The sequence below is a fragment of the Amycolatopsis sp. CA-211722 genome (assembly GCF_056828465.1).
Genome location: NZ_CP184752.1, coordinates 1,165,364 through 1,184,625 on the forward strand (window position 1 = coordinate 1,165,364; position 19,262 = coordinate 1,184,625).

The window sequence follows — 19,262 nt, forward strand, 5'->3', positions numbered from 1 at the left end:
GAGAGTGAAAGCAAAGGTCCCCTGCTCCGTTTTCGGCTCCTCGCGAAACGGCGCGCGCCCGGCCTCCCCGCGTGGCTAGGTTTCCGTCATGGGGAAATTCAAATTCGGCGTGAACCTGTGGGGCGCCGAGAACCGTGAAGACTGGGTCGCGAAGTGCCGCCGGGTCGAGGCCCTCGGATACGACGTCATCTCCGTGCCCGATCATCTCGGCCCGGGTCGGAACGCACCTTTCCCGGCACTGACCATGGCCGCCGCGGTCACCCAGCGGCCCCGCGTCGGCACTCTCGTTTCCAATATGGCCTTCTACAACGCCGCACTCTTCGCCCGCGAAGTCGTCACGACGGTGAAGATGACGGGCGATCGGCTGGACCTCGGGCTCGGTTCCGGCCACATGAAATCGGAATTCGACGAGGCCGGCCTGCCCTGGACCCCGGCCAAGGAACGCATCGAGTATCTCGCCAAGAGCCTTGACCACCTGCGCGAACATTTCACCGCCGAAGGAATCACGCCTCCGCCGTTGCTCCTCGCGGGCAACAGCGATGGCGTGCTCTCCCTCGCCGCGCGCGAAGCCGACATCGCCGGCTTCGCGGGTCTTCGTCAAGCCCCCGGGAAACCACCGGGCACCTTCCGGCTCGACGACGCCGAACGCATGGACGAGCGCGTCGCCTTCTTCCGTTCACACGTGAACGGCCGCGATCCCGAACTGAACATGCTCGTCCAGCGGGTCGTCGTCACGGGCGACCGGCGCGCGGCCGCCGCGTCCTGGCGTGAAGAAGTCAAAGACCAGGACGGCCTCGACGTCGACACCCTGCTCGAAACGCCCCAATTGCTGTTCGGGACCACCGGCGAGATGGTCCGGCAGCTCCAGGAGCGTCGCGAACGGTACGGCTTTTCCTACATCACGGTGTTCGAACCGATGCTGGAAACGTTCGCGCCGGTCGTGAGGGAGCTGTCCGGTCAGTAAGCGACGCAGAAACGCTGACGGCGGCGTTCCGGCTTGTCGATCTCGTCGACGAACGCGATCGCGTAGTCGGCGCCGCTGATCTTCGAGCCGCCGTTCTCATCGGTCAGGAGCACGTCGCCGCCGAGCCGGAACTCGCCGGTCCGCTCCCCCTCGGCCCACGCGCCGAATTCCGCGGCCGGGCTGAGGTAGAACCAGTCGACGTCCTCGGGAAGCTTCCGGAACGCTTCGAGCACCTCGGCGTGCGCACCCGCTTCACCCTTGTACTCGTCCGGGAATTCGGGGGTGTCGATCAGGCGCGGCCCGCCCTCGGCCACGTTCAGGCTGCCCGCCCCGCCGACTACGCCGATCCGGGCGCCGTTGTCCTTCGCGATCTGAGCGATCGAGGGCACCGCGTCGAGCAGGCCACTCTGCCCGTGGACCGCGATGACCAGGACGTCGGCGCCCTTGGCGACCTCGGCCAGGAAGGCCTCGTCGTAGAGCGAGCCCGCCCTGGTGCCCTCGCCTTCGGCGTTCCTGGACACCGCCAAGACGTCGTGGCCGCGGCCGCGCGCCTCCGCGGCGATCTTCCCGCCCGCGTACCCGGTTCCTCCGAACACAACCAATTTCGCCATCGCGTTTCTCCCTTTTCATCGGCGACCACGCCGATGCTAAGAACGCGAGATCGGCTACTTCAACGTATGCAACGCACCCCGAGGTGAGCGTGCAGGTCAGCCGCCCAGAGTGGCGAACTCGGACTTGAGCTTTTCGCGAACTCCGGCGACGTCGACCGGAGCCCGGACCTCGCCCTTGGCCGACGGCTTCGCCTGCACCTGATAGCTGGCGTTCCGATTCGGCAGTTTGAACTTGACCTCGCAGGTCATGCTCGTCGTGGTGTCCGGGGCCGCGTCGGCGTTGGCCGTGCAACTCTGCGCGCCGAGTGACTGCGCGGTGAAGTCGACGGTGAGCGTCAGGCGCACGGGCGTCCCGCTCACGCCGCCGATGACCGAGTTGGCGACGTCGATGGTCGCCCGGCAGGTCCCGACGAAATCCGTGCAGTCCAGCTTGTCGTTGACGACACTGACCCTGACCTGGGTGAGCGCGTCGAACGGCTGCCCGAGCCCGCCGATCGCGCCGTCCAGGTCGGTCTGGAGCTTCTTGAGCGCTTCGCCGGCGAGCGGCTCGACCCGCATCTCCGCCCCGAGCGTCTTGCCGCCCGCCGCGGCGACGAGGGAGGGCGCGAAACTGACGACACGGTGCGGCGCCGCGGTGGTCACCCGCAGTGCTCCGAGCCCGCTCCCGACGTCGTAGACCTCGGTCCCGTCGGGCAACTTCGAACGGACCGGATCGGTCAACGGGTCCATCCTGGACACCGCGGTCCTCAGCGTCGACGCGGCCTTGCGCGGGCTGAGCACCTCGACCACGTTCACCGGCAGATCCGAGCTGTCCGTACGGACCCAGCTGGTGCCGTACTGGGCGCTGTCGCCGAGCCCGTGCGCCTTCCAGTACTCCGGCGTCGCCGAGAGGTACAGCTGCTTGTCCGCGGAGACGACCTGGATGGTCTGGCCGTCGACCGGCAGCGCGCCGTGCGCGCTCCCGTTCCGGGTGATCCGGAACTGCAGTTCCACGGCCTGACCGGACGCGTCCTTGACCGTAGTCTTGTAGACGACGGCCGGGGCCTGCTCCAGCGCCTTCAGCGCGCTCTCGACGGCACCCCGTTGTTCCGCGCGCCTATCCACCCGTTGCTGCTCGGCGGCCGGGATCCCGGCCGCCCCGTCGATCGCGACGTCACATCCGGCCACGAGACAGCACAGGGCGGCGATCGCGCCGATCTTCGACCGTCGTGCCGGCATCCTGTCCCCTTTGTCTCGCGTGCGAGCAGATCACACCTTAGAAAAGGGGTCGCGCACCACCGCATCCGCGTCTTCGCGAGGCAGCTGTCATCGACTTGTCACCTATACGAGCCACCCGGCGGGACCACCGCGCGGCCGCTTGGTCTACACTTTCCCGGTCTCGGCGAGGCGGGTTCCGTGAGCACCTGGTGCCCGACGTGATCGACGCGGCGGCTTGAGTGGCCACACGCGATCGAGCACGCCTGTGGAATTCGCCGCCGAACACCAGAACAGCCCCGAACCATCCCCACCTCAGCATGCTTTCGCTGAACATGTTGGTGAATTGAAGGAGTGCTACACCGTGTCCGAGGTAACCCTGTCCGTCGAGCCCCGCACCGAATTCGGCAAGGGTGCCGCGCGTCGCACGCGTCGTGCCGGCAAGATCCCCGCGGTGCTGTACGGGCACGGCTCGGACCCGCGCCACTACGCCCTCCCCGCCCTCGAGTTCGCCCGCGTCGTGCGTGAGAACGGCAGCAACGCCGTCATCACCCTCGAACTCGAAGGCAAGAGCGAGCTGGCGCTGACGAAGACCATCGTCGTCCACCCGCTGAAGAACTACATCGAGCACGTCGACCTGCTGGTCGTCCGCCGCGGCGAGAAGGTCACCGTCGACGTCCCGGTCGTCGTCACCGGCACCGCGGGCCCGGGCACCCTGGTCACCACCGACCTCGACACCCTCCAGATCGAGGTCGAGGCGCTGCACATCCCCGAGCAGGTCGAGCTCTCGGTCGAGGGCGTCGAAGCCGGCACCCAGATCCTCGCCTCGCAGGTGACCCTGCCGAAGGGCGCCACCCTGGTCACCGACGCCGAGGCGCTGGTCGTCGCCGTCAACGAGGCGCCGTCCGAGTCCGCGCTCGAGGGCGACGAGGCCGAGGCGGCGGAGGCCCCCGCCGAGGACGCCGAATAAAGTCACCGATGTGACCGAAGCAGTACTTCCCGGGGCCGGCGAGCAGATCCTGCTCGCCGGCCTCGGCAATCCCGGACCCCAATACGCGGGCAACAGGCACAACGTCGGCTTCATGGTGCTCGACGAACTCGCCGGCCGCGTCGGTGGCAAGTTCAAGGCCCACAAGAGCGGTGCCGAGGTCCTCGAAGGCAGGCTCGCCGGGCAGCGCGTGGTCCTGGTGAAGCCGCGTTCGTACATGAACCTCTCGGGCGGCCCCGTGGTCGGCGCGGCCCGGTTCTACAAGATCCCCCCGGCCGGTGTCGTGGTCGTCCACGACGAGCTGGACGTCGACTTCGGCGCGCTCAAGATGAAACTGGGCGGCGGCGACAACGGCCACAACGGTCTCCGCTCGATCACCAAATCGCTGGGCACGAAGGACTACTACCGTGTCCGCTTCGGTGTCGGCCGCCCTCCCGGACGGCAGGATCCGGCGGATTTCGTGCTGAAGGACTTCTCGACGGTCGAACGCAAAGAACTCGCTTTCGAGATCGATCGTTGCGCCGACGCCGTTGAAGCGCTTATCAGCACCGGGCTCGCCGCGGCCCAGAACACCTTCCACGCTGGGTGAAGCCGCTCACATGGCGGTGTGTTACAGCTCGTCACTCGAAGGCGTTTCACCACGCCCCTGATCGAGTCGTGGAATAGCGCGAGCTCTTCCGGGGAACTCTCAAACCCGTTAGGACGGAATGCGGAGATCGCATTCCCCACCGAAACCGGAGAGAGTTTCATGTCGTTTACGGCCGAAGACATCACCGGCGCCACTTTCCCGAACGCCCCGATCGGGCGGCGCGGATACGCCAAACACGAGGTCGACGCGTTCCTGGAACGGATCGCCGACACGATCTCGGACCGGGACGACCTGACCGCTGCCGAGGTCCACCACGTCATGTTCTCGCGTCCGTTGATCGGCAAGCGCGGCTACGACGAACGCGAAGTCGACGATTTCCTGGACAAGGTCGAAGTACAGCTCGCCCACCGGACCGGCCAGCACGTGCTCGGCGTGCCCGGCGCCCGCGACGAGGATGAAGCGACCGCCGAACGCGCTGTCCCGGACCGCGGTCCCGTCGAGTTCCTGCGGGAACGCTAGTGCCCGTCACGGCCTTCGAGGCCAGAACCCGGCAGTTCGACCGGGCGCCGATCGGCGCCCGCGGCTATCACGAACCCGCGGTCGACGCCTTCCTGGAGCGGGTGGCGGCGACCCTCGACGGCGATGACGACCTGACGGTTTCGGACGTTCACAACGTCGCGTTCGCCAAGGCGCCGCTGTCGAAACGAGGCTACGACCAGGCAGCGGTCGATGCGTTCCTGCGAGACGTCGAGGGAACGCTGGCCGGGTTGTCCCAATCCGCCGGCTACTACATAGCGCCCGCCTTGGAGCACACCCATACCCGCAAGCCACCCTGGCGACGCCGCTGACCACCGGGGAGGTGCAGCGAAAGGGCCGGGTCCGCGATACTCGCGGACCCGGCCCTTTCGTGTCAGCCGGACGTCGCGTTCTTGGCGATCTTGTCCGCGAACTGGACTGCGGTCGCGGCCCGCTTCACCTTGCCCGAGGGCGTCTTGGGAAGGCTCCCCGCCGGGAGCACCACGACCGCGAAGGGCCGCATGTCGACGGCGCCGCGCACCTTGGCCGCGACCTCCTTCGCCAGTGCCTTCTCCGTTTCCGGGTCCCCGGCGAGTTTGGATTCGACCACGACGGCGAACCGTTCCCGGCGGCTGCCGGCGTCGATCCGCACGGCGACGGCGTTCCCGGCCCGGACGCCCTCGACCGAGGTAGCCGCACGCTCGATGTCGGTCGGGTACAGGTTCCTGCCGCCCATGATGATGACGTCCTTGCGACGGCCGCAGATCACGATCATGCCGTCGACCAGGTAGCCGAGGTCGCCGGTGAGCAGCCAGCCGTCCTCGTCCTGAGTCGCGAGCGGCCCTTCCATGGTCAGGTACCCCGGTGTCACGGCCTCGCCGCGCAGGCGGATCTCCCCGACCTCGCGTTCTCCGAGCACGGTTCCCTTGTCGTCGACGATCTCGGCTTCGAGCCCGTCGAGCGGCGGCCCGAGCACCGCGAAGGAACGAACCTCGTCGGTCCCGCGCCGCGGGTCGTCCTCGGGGACCGGCACCGCGCGGTTGTCCGCCTCGAGCGCGTCGGCCTCGACCACGTCCAGCGTCAAGCCGGTGAACAACGGCGCGAACGAGACCGCGAGAGTCGCCTCCGCCATGCCGTACGCCGGGAAAACGCATTCGGCGGGCATCTTGAAGCGCGCTCCAGCCTCGACGAAGGTCCGCACGGCCGTTTCGTCGATCGGCTCGGCGCCGTTGAGCGCGATCCGGAGCTTCGAGAGGTCGTACGCCTCGTCGTCCTCGACACGAGCCATCCGCCTGCCCACGATCGCGTACGCGAAGTTCGGCGCGGCCGTGGTCGTGCCGTTGTACTTGCTGATCAGCTGCGGCCAGATCAACGGTCCCGACAGGAACTCGAGCGGCGTGATCTTGACGAGCTCGACGCCGAACGTCATCGGCACCGTCAGGAAACCGACCATCCCCATGTCGTGGAAGGTCGGCAGCCACGAGACCATCACGTCGACGTCGAAATCGAACTCGGCCCGGTCGACCATCGCCTTGACGTTCGAATACAGATTCCCGTAGGTGATCTGCACGGCCTTCGGGTCGGCCGTCGATCCGCTGGTCAGCTGGAGGAGCGCCGTATCCGACTCGGCTGTCGGCACCGGCTCCGCCAGCGGTTCGGCCTCGAGCAGCTCGGTGATGACCTGGAAGGCGATGCCGTGCTCCGTGAGCACCGGCGCCAGCTGGTCGAATGGCTCTCCGAGCAGAACCAGGCCGGACCCGATCATCCGCAGCACGCGAACGGTGTCCTCGGCCCATTCGGCGAGGTCGGTGCGCTGTGTCGGCTGGTGCAGCATCGTCACGCTGCCGCCGGCGAGCCAAACCGCCTGAACCGTCGGCGCGATCAGCGACGGCGCCGCCGCCAGTACCGCGACCGCTTTACCGGGCTCCAGCCCAGCCGCCACCAGACCCCCGGCGACCCGCTTGGCCTGCTCGTGAATCTCGGCCCACGTACGCCGAACCGGCTCCTTGGGCTCCCCGGTGACCATTCCCCGCTGCTGACCTCGCCCCGCCGCGGTGGCGACGAGCGTGTCCACGAACCGACTCATGCGCGTCACACTACTGTCCGCGCTGAAATGCCCGCTCGCCGTCGAGTGAACTCATTCGATCGCTTCAGAGGTCTCAAGCCACTGGGCCTCGACCTCCTCCTTCTCCGTTTCGACGGCTTTCAATTCGGTGTTCAGCTCGATGAGCTTCGTCGGATCGGTCGCCGCCGCGAGCAGTGCCGCGTGCAGCTTCTCTTCCTTCGTGTGCAGCTGGTCGAGCTTGCGCTCGAGACGGGACAGCTCCTTCTGAGCGGCACGCTGTTCCGCGGCGCTCTTCTTGGGCGCGGCCTGCGCGTTGCCCGTCTTCCGGTCGCTGGCCTTGTCGAGGCTCTTGGCGCGCCTGTCCAGGTACTCCTCGATCCCGCCCGGCAGGTGGGTCACTTGCCCGTCCCCGAACAGGGCCACGATCGTGTCGCAGACGCGTTCGACCAGGTATCGGTCGTGCGAAACGACGACGAGGCTGCCCGGCCAGGAATCCAGCAGATCTTCGAGCTGCTGCAGGGTGTCGATGTCGAGATCGTTCGTCGGTTCGTCGAGGAGCAGCACGTTGGGCTCGGCCATCAGGAGCCGGCACAGCTGCAGGCGGCGGCGTTCACCACCGGAAAGGTCCTCGACCGGCGTCCACTGCCTCGCGGCGGGAAACCCCAGCTTTTCCGCCAGCTGCGAGGCGGTGAGCTCCTGCTTGCCGAACACGACCCGTCCGGAGACCTCTTCGATCGCCTGCAGCACGCGCAGATCGCCGGGCAGGTCGTCGAGCTCCTGCCGCAGATGCGCGAGGCTGACCGTCTTGCCCTGGATACGGCGTCCCGTCTCGGGCTCCGTATCGCCCCCGAGCAGCTTGAGGAGGGTCGTCTTGCCCGACCCGTTCACGCCGACCAGGCCGATCCGATCACCGGGCCCGATCCGCCAGGTGACGTGATCGAGCAGAGTCCGGTCGCCGACGGTCAACGTGGCGTCCTCGATCTCCAGCACCGTCTTCCCCAGCCGGCGGCGGGCGAACGCCTGCAACTCGACCGAATCACGCGGCTCCGGCACGTCGGAGATCAGTGCCTCCGCCGCCTCGACGCGGTAGCGCGGCTTCGAGGTCCTGGCCTGCGGACCGCGGCGCAGCCACGCGAGCTCTTTACGAGCGAGGTTTTGCCGCTTCTCCTCCGCCGTCGCCGCCAGCCTCGCCCGCTCGGCGCGCGCGAAGATCCAGTCCGCGTAACCGCCTTCGTACTGCTCGACGCGACCGTTCGTGACCTCCCAGGTCAAACTCGCGACCGTGTCGAGGAACCACCGGTCGTGCGTGACGACCACGACGGCGATCTTGCGGTTGAGCAGGTGATCAGCGAGCCAGCGCACACCTTCGACGTCGAGATGGTTGGTCGGCTCGTCGAGGACCACTAGGTCCAGTTCACCGGTGAGGGCGGCCGCCAGCGCCACCCGGCGGCGTTCACCACCCGACAGGTTCGCCGTCTTCTTGTCGAGGCCGAGAGCGGTGACGCCCAGACCATCCATAATGGACCGGACACGCGCGTCAGCGGCCCACTCGTGCTCCGCACCGTAGCGCTCCAGCACGACATCCCCCACCGTGCTACCTTCGGGAAGTTCGGTCCGCTGGGTGACCACGGCCATCCGCAAACCCCGGACCTGACTGACACGTCCCGTGTCCGGCTCGCTGATCCCCGCGAGAACCTCCAGCAACGTCGTCTTCCCGCCCCCGTTGAGACCGACGACACCGATACGCTGCCCCTCCGCCACACCGAGCGAAACACCATCGAGCAGCGGGCGCACCCCGAAGGACTTGCTCACCGACTCCAGGTTGACCAAGTTGGCCATGCCTCAGCCGATCCTTTCCAAAAGCTCGCACCACAACGAATTAGTCGATGTCCATTTCGGACATCCTCACGCGTGCACCCGAGGCGGCGACGGCCGCGGCGCGTCGTCCCCACCGACGAGCCGGGCTCCGGGGACCGGCCCGTGCGCGACGCGCACCGTACGGCAGACACCCGCGCCGGACAGTTCCGCGGCGACCTCGACGGCCGATTGGGCGTCCGCGCACAGGAACGCGCAGGTCGGTCCGGATCCGGACACGGTGCCGGCGAGCGCACCCGCGTTGACTCCCGCCCGCAACGTGCGGCGCAGCCCTGGACGCAACGAAACAGCGGCCGCCTGGAGGTCATTACCGAGAAGCAGCGCCAGTTGCCGCGGGTCGCCGGATGCCAGCGCCTCCACCACAGGAGTGTGCGAACCGATCCGGGGCGGGCTGCCCTCTTCACGCAACTTGTCCAGCTCGCCGAACACTCTCGGAGTCGAGAGACCACGCTGGTCGAAGGCCAACACCCAGTGGAAGGTGTGCCTCGACAAGACAGGCACCAGCTGCTCGCCTCGGCCGGTGCCCAGCGCTGTCCCGCCGTAAAGCGCGAAGGGAACATCACTACCGAGCTTCGCGGCGATACCGGCCAGTTCGTCCCGGGAAATGTCGAGCTTCCAAAGCGACGCGAGCCCCACCAGGGTCGCGGCCGCGTCGGCACTCCCACCGGCCATCCCGCCCGCGACCGGGATGCCTTTGCGCAGCACCACTCTGACCTTGGACTCGCCGTCCGCCTTGCCGACATGGGCCGCCAGCGCCTGCGCCGCCTTCCACGCGAGGTTGTTGGCTCCTGTCGGCACGGAGCCCTCCCCTTCACCGTAGACCTCGACGCCGGGGTCTTCGGTGACCGCGACGGTCACCTCGTCGGTCAGGGAAAGCGCCTGGAACACGGTCACCAGCTCGTGGTAACCGTCCGGGCGTACGTCACCGACCGACAGGTGCAGGTTGACCTTGGCGGGAACCCTGACGGTTACTGGGGGCGGTACGACGGCGAGCACGCCTCAAGCCTACGTGGCCGCTCCACTTGCACTGTCACCAGGAGAAAGAGAACGGATGGGTCAAAGGAAACGGGCCGCTCCGGACGCGGTGCGTCCGGAGCGGCCCGTTCGGCGAGAAATCAGGCGGCGACACCCTGCGGTCCGCGAACCGGGTGGGTCACGTGGCCGCCGCGTTCGGCGATCCAGGCGAGCGCGGCGTCCGCGCGCTCACCGCGCACCCCGAGGCGGAACCGGCCGACCGGGGTGTCTCCGATCCGGGTCAGGCCGCCTCCGATGGTGGCGAGCTCGACGTCGAAGCGACCGGCGGCCTCCGGCAGCAGCGCACCCACTGAGGCGAAACCGACGAGTACGACGTCGACTGCCCGGTCGTACTTCGAGGCCTGTGCCCGCCCGGTTTCGATCGCGGGAAGCAGCGCCTGCGCGGTCCGGCTGTTCGGATCGGAGACCAGGTCGAGCACGGTTCCGCGTTCGATGACCGCGCCGGCCTCGAGAACCGCGACGTCGTCGCAGACCCGGCGGACCACCCCGGCGTCGGGCGTGGTGAGCAGCACGGTGACGCCGAGCTCGGCGCGTGCACGGTCGAGCACGGTCAAGACCGCACCGGACTCCTCGGGCTGCACCCCCGCCGTCGGGTCGTCGGCCAGGAGCACCGACGGTCCGGCGGCCAGCGCCTTGGCGATCGCCACTCGGCGCAGCTGGCCCTCGGACAGGTCGCCCGGTCGCTGGCCGGCACGAGGGGTGAGCCCGACCAGGTCGAGCAGGTTGCCGACCCGGTTGCGGCGCTGCGGACCGTCGAGGCCGAGCTGTTCGAGCGGCGAAGCGATGTTGCCGGCGATGGTGCGCTCGGCGAGCAACTCCGGCTTGGTGCTCACGACGCCGACCTGGCGCCGGATCTCACGGAGACGGCGCCCGTCGAGGGTCCCGGTGTTGAGACCGTCGAGACGGACGACACCGCGGTCGGGACGCTCCTGAAGACCGATGCAACGAGCGAGGGTCGATTTACCGGAGCCCGCCGGACCGACGACTCCGAACAGCGAGCCAGCTTGGATGTCCACGCTCACATCGCGCAGGGCGACGACGGGATTTCCGTTGAGGGGAAAGGACTTGGACAGGTTTTCGACAGTGATCACGAAGGGCTCCATGCAAATGGGGCGCTGCTTCTTTCGAGCGCGCCAACCGTCACCGAGTGACCGTCCGGGAATCGGACGGATTCAGAGGTAAGGGAAAAGAACTCAGGCAGTAACGGTGGAGCGTCGACACGCACTTACCGTGCGGCGACCTTCATCGACGACACGTCGCCTGGTCAGCAGGAGCGGGTGGGTGACCCTGTTCATTAGGCACAGCCTCCATCGGTCCTGGCTGTAGCACCTGCCCTGTGGAGGGTGGTTGCTGCGACTTCGGCGAGCCAGGTCTCTCAGTCGCTCGGGATGGCTCACTGAGTAAAACCGATCCCACTGGATGAAAGCAAGCGCGTAGGCGCAGATCACACGTCTGGTCGCGTCCATCATACAGGATGGACGGTCCATATTCTGAGAAAGTCGGCGAGTATGCCTAGGCCTGTTCAGGCGTACTGCCTGCTGAGACACGGTTCAGCAGCGCTGAATCGAGGGAGGGGGCCACGCTACTGCGCGGCGCCGGTCACACCTACGACAGGGTGGTCAGCCGGCAGCCGCGGCGATCCGGGCGAACTGATGGACGTCCAGCTGTTCCCCTCGGGTCTTGGGGTCGATTCCCGCCTTGTCGAGCAGCTCCCCGGCGCGTTCGGCGGAACCGGCCCAAGACGCCAACGCGGCGCGGAGGGTCTTCCGTCGTTGCGAGAATGCGGCGTCGACGACCGCGAACAGCCGTTCCCGCTCCACGGACGACACCACGTCGCCCCGTTCGAACGCGACCAAGGCCGAGTCGACGTTCGGAACCGGCCAGAAAACCGCTCGCGGCACCGCGGCGACCTTGCGCGCCTTCCCGTACCAGGCGAGCTTGACACTGGGTACGCCGTAAGTCCGGCTGCCCGGCCCGGCCGCCATTCTGTCCGCGACCTCGGTCTGGACCATTACGAGACCGCTGGTCAGCGACGGCAGTTCGGCGAGCAGGTGGAGCACGACGGGAACGGCGACGTTGTACGGCAGGTTCGCGACGAGCGCCGTCGGCCGTGCGGGCAGATCTTCCGCGGTGATCCGCAACGCGTCCGCGCCGACGACCGTCAGCCGTTCGGCTCCACCTCGCTCGGCCACGGTGCTCGGCAGCCGCCCCGCCAACACAGGGTCGATCTCGACCGCGACGACCTCGGCGCCGGTCGCGAGCAGTCCGAGTGTCAGCGAGCCGAGGCCCGGCCCGACCTCCAGGACGACGTCGCCCTCGCCGATCCCCGAGAGGTCGACGATGCGGCGCACCGTGTTGGGATCGTGCACGAAGTTCTGGCCGAGCTTCTTGGTCGGACGCACGTCCAGCTCGGCCGCCAGCGCCCTGATTTCGGCAGGACCGAGCAGTTCAGTCACCCGACGATCGTAACCAGGTCGGGTAAGCCACGATTGGCCGGTGGACGACGTCGTACTCGAAGGGGAAAAAGTCCGGTTGCGCGACTGGCGCCCGTCCGATCTCGGGCCACTCCGCGGCCTGCTCGATCCCGCCCGCCCCTGGCACGAAACGAACGGGCCCTATTTCGGCACTCCCACCACTGCCGCCGCCGAATCCACGGCGCGCGAGCTCACCACGATCAAGACCGAACCGCCAGATCCCCGCTCCAGCCTGGCCGTATGCGATCTGCGCGACGGAAAGTTGATCGGCCGGGTCAGCTGGTATTGGGAAAGCAGGGAGACCGACTGGCGGCGAATGGGACTGGTCATCTACGACGAGCGGTATTGGGGCGGCGGGTTCGGCACTGAGGCGTTGCGCATGTGGACGACCTATTTGTTCTCTCGCACCGACGCGCTCCGCCTGGACTTCGCCACGTTCTCGGGGAATCCGGGGATGGTCGCCGTCGGGCGGCGGCTCGGGTTCGTCGAAGAAGGCCGGTTCCGGCGCGCCCGACGCTGGTCCGGCGGCGTCCATGACGCCGTCGTCTACGGGGTGCTCCGCGAGGAGTGGGACCGGGTGCAGCATCCAGGCGTGGGCCGGGCCTGATCCGGCCCCACCATCCGGATGGCTTTTCCGAAGCCGCACGGATCCCACTCAAGGGTGATCGGCGCAGGTCGGCGCAGTCGGAGCGTAATGATCATCCACCCGATCGATACCGTGCATTCGTTCGAATCTGCCTCGACAATCGAGGGATGACCAGCGCAAACATCCCCAAGGCCTTCCCGCTCAACCTGCCGGAAGGTGACGCCGAACTGCTTCTCGACGAGTTGCAGGCTCGGCTACGCGAAGGGCGACGTCTTGTCGCCGAAGTCGGCCAGATCCTGGCCGAGATCGAGTCACGAGGTGTCCGGGAGCTCTTCGGATACAACTCGATCGCCGTCTTCTACGAGCATGTGGCCCGGGTGCCCCGCGCGGAGGCCCAAAGAGTGGCCGGCAGAGCGCTGGCGCTCAATTCGAGACGGGCGCGCGACGGCACGTCGATCGACCCCGTCGCGCCCCTGACCGGCACAGCGGCCACCACCGGAGCATTGGCCGAGGCCAGCATCGACCGGATCGTCACCGTCATGAAGAGGCTGCCCGAGCACATCACCGCGACCGCACGGCTCGATGCCGAGAAGGGCTTGGTCGAGCTAGCCGGCGTCGCGAGACCGCGCGACGTCACGATCGCGGGTACAGAGCTGCTCGCACGACACGACCCGGACGGGAAACCCAAAGACGACCCCGGCCCTCATCGGCAGCGGAGCGAGTTCTGGTTGCGCCAGAAACGAACCGGTCGTTGGGACATGCGCGGCGACCTCGATGCCGAGACCGGCGCCCGCCTGAACGCGCTCCTGGTGCCGCGGGCCTATCCCGCCCCCGATGGGGAAGCCGACGACCGTTCGCCGGCTGAGCGACGCGGTGACGCCTTCGCGGAGATCGTCGATCTCGCGGAGAGCGACCCGGAAATCCCTGGGCCCCGGCAGAGCTCGGAACACGTCTCCGAGCAGCCTCGGACTGCCGAGCCAGCGGCGGAGCCCACAAACCGCCCCAAACCCGCTCAGGCGCCGTCTCAGGGTCGCCAAAGCCCGCCCCGCGGCGGTGGAGGTGTCCGGCAATCGTCCAGGGACGTAGCCCACATCCGGCCTACGCGCTGGTGGGCGAGACTCTCGAGACCGAGAGCCGGGGATCCGGCTCAGCCCCCGAAGCCACTAACGGCCTGAAGGCCACCTTGCGGGCGAAACCCACACGGTGACCTTCAGGAAAGGAGGATGGACTGGCGTCAGGCCTTCTTGCCACAGTGCGGCCAAGCGCCGTAACCACCGCGGTCCTCGCGGACCTTCTCGGCGACGGCGATCTGCTGGGCCTTGCTGGCCTGGTGCGGGTACGCGGCGTACTGGTCGCCACCGTAGGCGTCCCAGGTGCTCTTGTTGAACTGCAGGCCACCGTAGTAGCCGTTGCCGGTGTTGGCGGACCAGTTCCCGGTCGACTCGCACTGCGCGATGCGGTCCCAGGCGCCGGCGTCTCCGATGACCGGGTCTGCGGGCTTCTTGGTACCGACCTTGACGATCTTGGGCTTCGCCTCGGTGATGACCTCTTCCGAGACCTTCTCGCGGCCGACCTCTTTGCCATTGCGCTTGGTGACCTTGTAGGTCACGGTCTTCTGCCCCGGGGTGCCCGGGTCCTCGACCTTGGTCTTGCCCTTTTCGAGGTTCGGGTCGTCGACCTTCTGCTCGGGCGGCGCGATTTCCTCGTCCTGCTTGACCATGGTGACGCCGGTCCGGCTGATGTGGACCTCGGCGCCGTCGACCAGCTTGACGTCGAGACCGCCGACGGCCTCGTCGTCCGGGCCGAGGGTCATCCGGAGCTCACCGAGGAATTCCTTGGTGGTGACGGAGTTGGTCTGCACCTTGCGCGGATCGTTCGCGCCGTCGTAGACCGTGACGTTCTTGAGGGTCTTGACCTCGACGGTGGCGCCTTCGAGCGGCAGCTCGCCGTTCTGCGGAAGCGAGGTCCAGGTGCCGGCCTTGGCGAGGTCGGCACGACCGAGCTGGTTCAGCGCTTCGCCGAGGTTGGTCGCACGGACCCAGGACTCCTGCTGCGGTGCGCCGTCGACGACCAGGTTCAGCTTGCGGCCGCGCTCCAGCTTGATGACGCCGCCGTCGCCCACCTCGGCCTGAGGCGAGGGCGAGAGCGAGTCGTGCGCGCCGACGGAGAGGCCGGCGTCTTCAAGGACCTCACCGACGGTGTCGCCGAAGCTGTGGACGGTCTGCTGCTTGCCGTCGACGTCGAGGGTGACGCTCTTGTTCATCGCCATCGCGGCCGCGCCGCCACCACCGAGGGTGAGCAGCACCGCCATGACGGTTCCCTTGAGGAAACGCTTCTTCCAGACGCGGGTCGAGTTCGCGATGACCTCGTCCTTGGTCGCGGCCTTCATCGGCGCGCCCGCGGTGCGGTCCTCGGCCAGCTCGTCCGGGATGATGATCGGCGGAAGCATGGTGGTTTCGGCGCTGATGAGCCGGATCAGCTCGTCGACATCGACGTCGATCTCGGCCATCAGGGTGTCGGCGTCGGGGCCGAGCGCGGCCAGCACGTCCTGGTGCGTGATGCGCGGATCGTCGGAGTAGTCGAGCTCGCCGTACTGAGTGTCGCGGTCGAGCACGGCAACCGAACCGGCGGAAGCGAAGGTGTTCGTCTCTGCGCCGAGGCGCGAGCCATCCTGCCTACTGCTACCAGTCACTGGGTCGTTCCCTTTCCCAAGACGTCGAGGAGCTCGACAACCACTCCGCTACGTCCTTCGTCTCGATGCGCGCTTCGCACACCTCTAGAAGTCCGACACCCGCAGCCAGCGCCATCGTCACGGTTCCAGGCCGTACCTCTCCTGGTTCCGCTTCCCCGACGTGCACTGACGTGACTGTGGGCGTAACAGCCGGAAACCGCTTGAGCGGGTCCCGACCGGCACGATCACGGGACAGTAACGAACCTCGCCGGGTTGCGCAAACACCGCCCGGAGTGTCGTGACGTTGGTCACTCATCAGAGTGGACCATTGCTGATCACTAATGTCGCAATCCGTTCAACCGGCGGTGACTGTCGGCAATCCGAAGACGCGCTCAGCTGTCGCCCGTACCGATTCGGCCACCTCGTGTACCGCCTCGCCCCTGAGCGAGGCGAGGTGCCGGACCGTGTAGGCGGCGCAGTACGGCTCGTTCGGCCGCCCACGGAACGGATGCGGCGTCAGGAACGGGGCGTCCGTTTCGACGAGGTACTGGTCCGCCGGAACGATCCGTGCCGCCTCGTGGAGACCGCGGGCGTTACGGAAGCTGACCGTGCCGGCGAACGAAAGCACGTATCCCGCGTCGACGCACCGGCGCGCGATGTGCTCGTCTCCGGAGAAACAGTGGAAAACGACCTGGTCGGGCGCTCCCTCTTCCTCGAGGATCCGGAGGACGTCGTCGTGGGCGTCTCGATCATGGATCATCAGCGGCTTGCCGATCCGCTTGGCGAGATCGATATGCCACCGGAAGGCGTCCTGCTGGGCGTCGTGGGGCGAGTAGTCCCAGTAGTAGTCGAGGCCGGTCTCGCCGACCGCGACCACTCTGGACTCTTTGGCGAGACGCTCCACTTCGGATTTCTCGGGCTCGCCGAAATCCTTGGTACGCGTGGGATGGATCGCGACAGCGGCCCAGACCCGTGGGTCCCAAGTGGACGCTTGCGCCGCCCAGCGGGCGGCCGTGAGATCGTCCGCGACGGTGACGACCCGGGAGACACCGGCGCGTTCGGCGCGGTCGACCATGGCCGTCACATCAGCCGCGGTGACCGCGCCGCACGCGTCGAGGTGGGTATGCGCGTCCACCACCGACACCGGCAACCTGTCCGGGATCGGCGGCGGCTCCTTCTTCTCCGCACCCATCAGTCGGTCATTTCGAGATCGGGGCCCATTCGGGACCGGTCTCGCCGAGTTCCGGGTCCAGCTTGGCGAACAGCGGGGTCGGCTTCTTCAGCGGCTTGCCGACCTCGATCGGCACGGACTTCCAGCGCGCCTGCTCGGCCTTGTAGTCCCCGGTGAGGATGGGGTTGATCCGGCCGGGGATGTCGAGGTCCTCGACTTCCTGAAGCTCGGGCTGAGCCGCCCAGACACCCGAGCCGCCGAGGGCCTCGTGCACCTTCTGCGCCGAGTGGGGCAGGAAGGGAGTCAGCAGCGTGTTGGCGTCCGACACGACCTGCAGAGCGGTGTGGAGAACGCTGTCGCGCCGGGCGGGGTCGTCCTTGAGCTTCCAGGGCTCCTGATCCGACAGGTACCGGTTCGCGGCGGTGACGACACGCATGGCCTCGCTCGCGGCGGCCTTGAACCGGGACCGCTGCAAGTGGGCGCCGGCGGTGTCGAACGCCTTACGGGAAAGCTCCTTGAGCTCCTCGTCGGCGGCCGTGGGGGCGTCGGGACGAGGAATGGCTCCGACGTTCTTGTGGGCCATCGAGATGGACCGGTTGACGAGGTTGCCCCACTCGTTGGCCAGCTCGAAGTTGGTCCGGCGGACGAATTCGTCCCAGGTGAAGTCGGTGTCCTGGGTCTCGGGGCCCGCGACGGAGATGAAGTACCGCAGCGTGTCCGGGCCGAAGTCGCGCAGGAAGTCGTGGACGTAGATGACCGTGCCGCGCGAGGTCGAGAACTTCGAGCCGCTCATGGTGAGGAACTCGCTGGAAACGATCTCGTCGGGCAGGTGCAGCTTGCCGTACTTGCCCGCGACGCCGCCTCGATCGCCTTCGCCGTTGTGGCCGAAGAGCAGAGCGGGCCAGATCTGGGCGTGGAAGGTGATGTTGTCTTTGCCCATGAAGTAGTAGGACCGGGCGTCCGGGTTGTTCCACCACTCCTGCCAGGCGTCCGGGTTACCGGTACGGCGAGCCCACTCGACGCTCGCCGAGAAATAACCGATGACCGCGTCGAACCAGACGTAGAAGCGCTTGAGCGGCTGGTCGCGCCAGCCGTCCAGCGGGATCTTCACGCCCCAGTCGAGATCGCGGGTGATCGGCCGCGGCCGCATGTCGTCGATCAGGTTCTTCGTGAAGTTGAGGACGTTCGGGCGCCAGTCGGTCTTGCTGGACAGCCACTTGCCCAAGGTGTCGACGAACGCGGTCAGGTCGAGGAAGTAGTGCTCGGTCTCGACGAATTTCGGCGTTTCACCGTTGATCCGGGACTTCGGGTTGATCAGTTCGGCGGCGTCGAGCTGGTTGCCGCAGTTGTCGCACTGGTCGCCGCGGGCGCCGTCGTAACCACAGATCGGGCACGTGCCCTCGATGTACCGGTCGGGCAGGGTGCGGCCGGTCGATGGGCTGATCGCGCCCCGGGTCGTCTTGGGGACGACGTAGCCGTTGCGGTGCAGCGCGAGGAAGATCTGCTGCGTGACCTCGGCGTGGTTGCCCGTGGTGGTGCGGGTGAACAGGTCGTAGGTGAGGCCGAGCCCTTGCAGGTCCTGCCCGATCTGACGGGTGTACTTGTCGGCCGTCTGCTGGGAGGTCATACCTTCTTTGTCGGCCTGGACGGTGATCGGGGTGCCGTGTTCGTCGGTACCGGACACCATGAGCACCCGGTTGCCGGCCATTCGCTGGTAGCGGGAGAAGACGTCGGACGGGACGCCGAATCCGGACACGTGGCCGATGTGGCGGGGGCCGTTGGCGTAGGGCCAGGCCACCGCAGTCAACACTGGGGTGCTCATGCTTGTTTAGCCTACGGACGTCGTCCAAGGCATTGTTGTCCGGGAGAGGATCGGAGGCCTCGGTGTCCGCCACGCGTCTGCTGGTGCTGGGTGTCGTGCGCATGTACGGGAAGGCACACGGCTACCAGGTCCGGCGCGAGCTTCTGTCGTGGGCGGCCGACAAGTGGGGCAACGTCCAGCCGGGCTCGATCTATCACGCGCTGAAGAAGATGACCACCGAAGGCCTTCTGGAACAGGTCGAGGACGTCGAGACGGGTGGCGGGCCCGATCGCGTCGCCTACCGGTTGACCGAAGACGGCGAGACCGAGTTCCTCGTCCAACTCGGCAGGGCGCTGTCGAGCGACGACGCGACCGGGTACTCCCTGTCGGCGGCGGTGACGTTCATGCCGGCCCTTCCCCGCGCGCAGGTGCTGGCCTTGCTGAAACAGCAGCTGGCGAACATGGAAGCGCACGCCCAATCGACTCACTACGCCCGCGAACATGCCGTGGACCTGGGGAAACCGCCGCACGTGAGCGAGCTGTACCGCCTGTGGAGCGCGCACGCGGAAGCGAACGTGACCTGGATGCGGGATTTGATCGGCCGTCTCGAAGCCGGCGAATACGTGATGGCGGGCGAAGGCGCCGACGACGAAGACGTCTTCGGCACGCCACCCAAGTAATCAAATTTGACTATGGAACGACTCTTAGGGCACAGTGCGTCC

The 19,262-nt window shown here is 67.5% G+C and carries 18 protein-coding genes and 1 riboswitch; of the genes, 8 read left to right on the forward strand and 10 right to left on the reverse strand.

The features are described 5' to 3' along the window. Positions 1 to 88: 88 nt before the first annotated feature. The gene (locus ACOCEP_RS05685) at positions 89 to 964 is read left to right on the forward strand and encodes a TIGR03621 family F420-dependent LLM class oxidoreductase (protein WP_482336133.1); all 876 of its coding nucleotides are present in this window, start codon (positions 89 to 91) and stop codon (positions 962 to 964) included. On the opposite strand, the gene ACOCEP_RS05690 is transcribed toward ACOCEP_RS05685, so the two are convergent. Both ACOCEP_RS05690 and ACOCEP_RS05695 read right to left on the reverse strand, forming a co-directional pair. Next, a complete protein-coding gene (locus ACOCEP_RS05690) occupies positions 958 to 1,575 on the reverse strand; it encodes an NAD(P)-dependent oxidoreductase (protein ID WP_482336134.1) in 618 nt (205 codons plus the stop codon). The genes ACOCEP_RS05685 and ACOCEP_RS05690 overlap by 7 nt on opposite strands. Positions 1,576 to 1,671: 96 nt before the next feature. Next, complete coding sequence (locus ACOCEP_RS05695; RefSeq protein ID WP_482336135.1) at positions 1,672 to 2,793, reverse strand: hypothetical protein; 1,122 nt, start codon at positions 2,791 to 2,793, stop codon at positions 1,672 to 1,674. A 340-nt stretch (positions 2,794 to 3,133) separates the two neighbouring features. Here ACOCEP_RS05695 and ACOCEP_RS05700 point away from each other — a divergent pair, with 340 nt between their 5' ends. The 4 genes from ACOCEP_RS05700 (at position 3,134) to ACOCEP_RS05715 (ending at position 5,194) form a co-directional block, all read left to right on the forward strand. Continuing rightward, positions 3,134 to 3,739: a 50S ribosomal protein L25/general stress protein Ctc gene (locus tag ACOCEP_RS05700; RefSeq protein ID WP_482336136.1), complete on the forward strand. Its 606-nt coding sequence runs from the start codon at positions 3,134 to 3,136 to the stop codon at positions 3,737 to 3,739. A 10-nt stretch (positions 3,740 to 3,749) separates the two neighbouring features. Beyond that, positions 3,750 to 4,346 (forward strand): aminoacyl-tRNA hydrolase, encoded by a 597-nt coding sequence (gene pth / locus ACOCEP_RS05705; protein ID WP_016337310.1) that lies wholly within the window; start codon positions 3,750 to 3,752, stop codon positions 4,344 to 4,346. Between the two features lie 159 nt (positions 4,347 to 4,505). Continuing rightward, the gene (locus tag ACOCEP_RS05710; RefSeq protein ID WP_482336137.1) at positions 4,506 to 4,865 is read left to right on the forward strand and encodes a DivIVA domain-containing protein; all 360 of its coding nucleotides are present in this window, start codon (positions 4,506 to 4,508) and stop codon (positions 4,863 to 4,865) included. Next, a complete protein-coding gene (locus ACOCEP_RS05715; protein ID WP_126736475.1) occupies positions 4,865 to 5,194 on the forward strand; it encodes a DivIVA domain-containing protein in 330 nt (109 codons plus the stop codon). Before ACOCEP_RS05710 ends, ACOCEP_RS05715 begins: the two co-directional genes overlap by 1 nt. 62 nt (positions 5,195 to 5,256) lie before the next feature. Here the strand turns inward: ACOCEP_RS05715 and ACOCEP_RS05720 are convergent, their stop codons facing one another. The 5 genes from ACOCEP_RS05720 to rsmA form a co-directional block, all read right to left on the reverse strand. Then, on the reverse strand, positions 5,257 to 6,948 hold the full coding sequence (locus ACOCEP_RS05720) for a fatty acyl-AMP ligase (RefSeq protein WP_482336138.1): 1,692 nt from the start codon (positions 6,946 to 6,948) through the stop codon (positions 5,257 to 5,259). A gap of 51 nt (positions 6,949 to 6,999) precedes the next feature. Further along, positions 7,000 to 8,766, reverse strand: coding sequence for an ABC-F family ATP-binding cassette domain-containing protein (locus ACOCEP_RS05725; protein WP_482336139.1), 1,767 nt, complete (start codon positions 8,764 to 8,766; stop codon positions 7,000 to 7,002). A gap of 66 nt (positions 8,767 to 8,832) precedes the next feature. Beyond that, on the reverse strand, positions 8,833 to 9,798 hold the full coding sequence (locus ACOCEP_RS05730) for a 4-(cytidine 5'-diphospho)-2-C-methyl-D-erythritol kinase (RefSeq protein ID WP_007028772.1): 966 nt from the start codon (positions 9,796 to 9,798) through the stop codon (positions 8,833 to 8,835). A gap of 119 nt (positions 9,799 to 9,917) precedes the next feature. Continuing rightward, the gene (locus tag ACOCEP_RS05735; RefSeq protein ID WP_482336140.1) at positions 9,918 to 10,928 is read right to left on the reverse strand and encodes a methionine ABC transporter ATP-binding protein; all 1,011 of its coding nucleotides are present in this window, start codon (positions 10,926 to 10,928) and stop codon (positions 9,918 to 9,920) included. Positions 10,929 to 11,141: 213 nt separating this feature from the next. Beyond that, positions 11,142 to 11,232: riboswitch (SAM riboswitch) on the reverse strand. 224 nt (positions 11,233 to 11,456) lie between these two features. Beyond that, positions 11,457 to 12,293 carry a 16S rRNA (adenine(1518)-N(6)/adenine(1519)-N(6))-dimethyltransferase RsmA gene (gene rsmA / locus ACOCEP_RS05740; RefSeq protein ID WP_482336141.1) on the reverse strand — a complete coding sequence of 279 codons (837 nt, stop codon included), beginning with the start codon at positions 12,291 to 12,293 and terminating at the stop codon, positions 11,457 to 11,459. A 40-nt stretch (positions 12,294 to 12,333) separates the two neighbouring features. On the opposite strand from rsmA, the gene ACOCEP_RS05745 reads away from it, so the two are divergent. Both ACOCEP_RS05745 and ACOCEP_RS05750 read left to right on the forward strand, forming a co-directional pair. Beyond that, positions 12,334 to 12,918, forward strand: a complete 585-nt coding sequence (locus ACOCEP_RS05745; protein WP_482336142.1) for a GNAT family N-acetyltransferase — start codon at positions 12,334 to 12,336, stop codon at positions 12,916 to 12,918. A gap of 146 nt (positions 12,919 to 13,064) precedes the next feature. After that, positions 13,065 to 14,072: a DUF222 domain-containing protein gene (locus tag ACOCEP_RS05750; protein WP_482336143.1), complete on the forward strand. Its 1,008-nt coding sequence runs from the start codon at positions 13,065 to 13,067 to the stop codon at positions 14,070 to 14,072. Between the two features lie 59 nt (positions 14,073 to 14,131). Here the strand turns inward: ACOCEP_RS05750 and ACOCEP_RS05755 are convergent, their stop codons facing one another. From ACOCEP_RS05755 to metG, 3 genes are all read right to left on the reverse strand, one after another. Beyond that, the gene (locus tag ACOCEP_RS05755; RefSeq protein WP_482339600.1) at positions 14,132 to 15,511 is read right to left on the reverse strand and encodes a transglycosylase family protein; all 1,380 of its coding nucleotides are present in this window, start codon (positions 15,509 to 15,511) and stop codon (positions 14,132 to 14,134) included. A gap of 412 nt (positions 15,512 to 15,923) precedes the next feature. After that, on the reverse strand, positions 15,924 to 16,760 hold the full coding sequence (locus tag ACOCEP_RS05760) for a TatD family hydrolase (RefSeq protein WP_482336144.1): 837 nt from the start codon (positions 16,758 to 16,760) through the stop codon (positions 15,924 to 15,926). A 7-nt stretch (positions 16,761 to 16,767) separates the two neighbouring features. After that, positions 16,768 to 18,561, reverse strand: coding sequence for a methionine--tRNA ligase (gene metG, locus ACOCEP_RS05765; RefSeq protein WP_482336145.1), 1,794 nt, complete (start codon positions 18,559 to 18,561; stop codon positions 16,768 to 16,770). A 62-nt stretch (positions 18,562 to 18,623) separates the two neighbouring features. Here metG and ACOCEP_RS05770 point away from each other — a divergent pair, with 62 nt between their 5' ends. Then, positions 18,624 to 19,220 carry a PadR family transcriptional regulator gene (locus ACOCEP_RS05770; protein WP_482336146.1) on the forward strand — a complete coding sequence of 199 codons (597 nt, stop codon included), beginning with the start codon at positions 18,624 to 18,626 and terminating at the stop codon, positions 19,218 to 19,220. The last annotated feature ends 42 nt before the right edge of the window (positions 19,221 to 19,262 follow it).

Excerpts from the sequence above, each read along its gene's own strand:
- ACOCEP_RS05685 (WP_482336133.1), top strand. The coding sequence starts at position 89 with ATGGGGAAATTCAAATTCGGCGTGAACCTGTGGGGCGCCGAGAACCGT.
- ACOCEP_RS05690 (WP_482336134.1), bottom strand. The coding sequence starts at position 1,575 with ATGGCGAAATTGGTTGTGTTCGGAGGAACCGGGTACGCGGGCGGGAAG.
- ACOCEP_RS05695 (WP_482336135.1), bottom strand. The coding sequence starts at position 2,793 with ATGCCGGCACGACGGTCGAAGATCGGCGCGATCGCCGCCCTGTGCTGT.
- ACOCEP_RS05710 (WP_482336137.1), top strand. The coding sequence starts at position 4,506 with ATGTCGTTTACGGCCGAAGACATCACCGGCGCCACTTTCCCGAACGCC.
- ACOCEP_RS05720 (WP_482336138.1), bottom strand. The coding sequence starts at position 6,948 with ATGAGTCGGTTCGTGGACACGCTCGTCGCCACCGCGGCGGGGCGAGGT.
- ACOCEP_RS05725 (WP_482336139.1), bottom strand. The coding sequence starts at position 8,766 with ATGGCCAACTTGGTCAACCTGGAGTCGGTGAGCAAGTCCTTCGGGGTG.
- ACOCEP_RS05750 (WP_482336143.1), top strand. The coding sequence starts at position 13,065 with ATGACCAGCGCAAACATCCCCAAGGCCTTCCCGCTCAACCTGCCGGAA.
- ACOCEP_RS05760 (WP_482336144.1), bottom strand. The coding sequence starts at position 16,760 with ATGGGTGCGGAGAAGAAGGAGCCGCCGCCGATCCCGGACAGGTTGCCG.
- metG (WP_482336145.1), bottom strand. The coding sequence starts at position 18,561 with ATGAGCACCCCAGTGTTGACTGCGGTGGCCTGGCCCTACGCCAACGGC.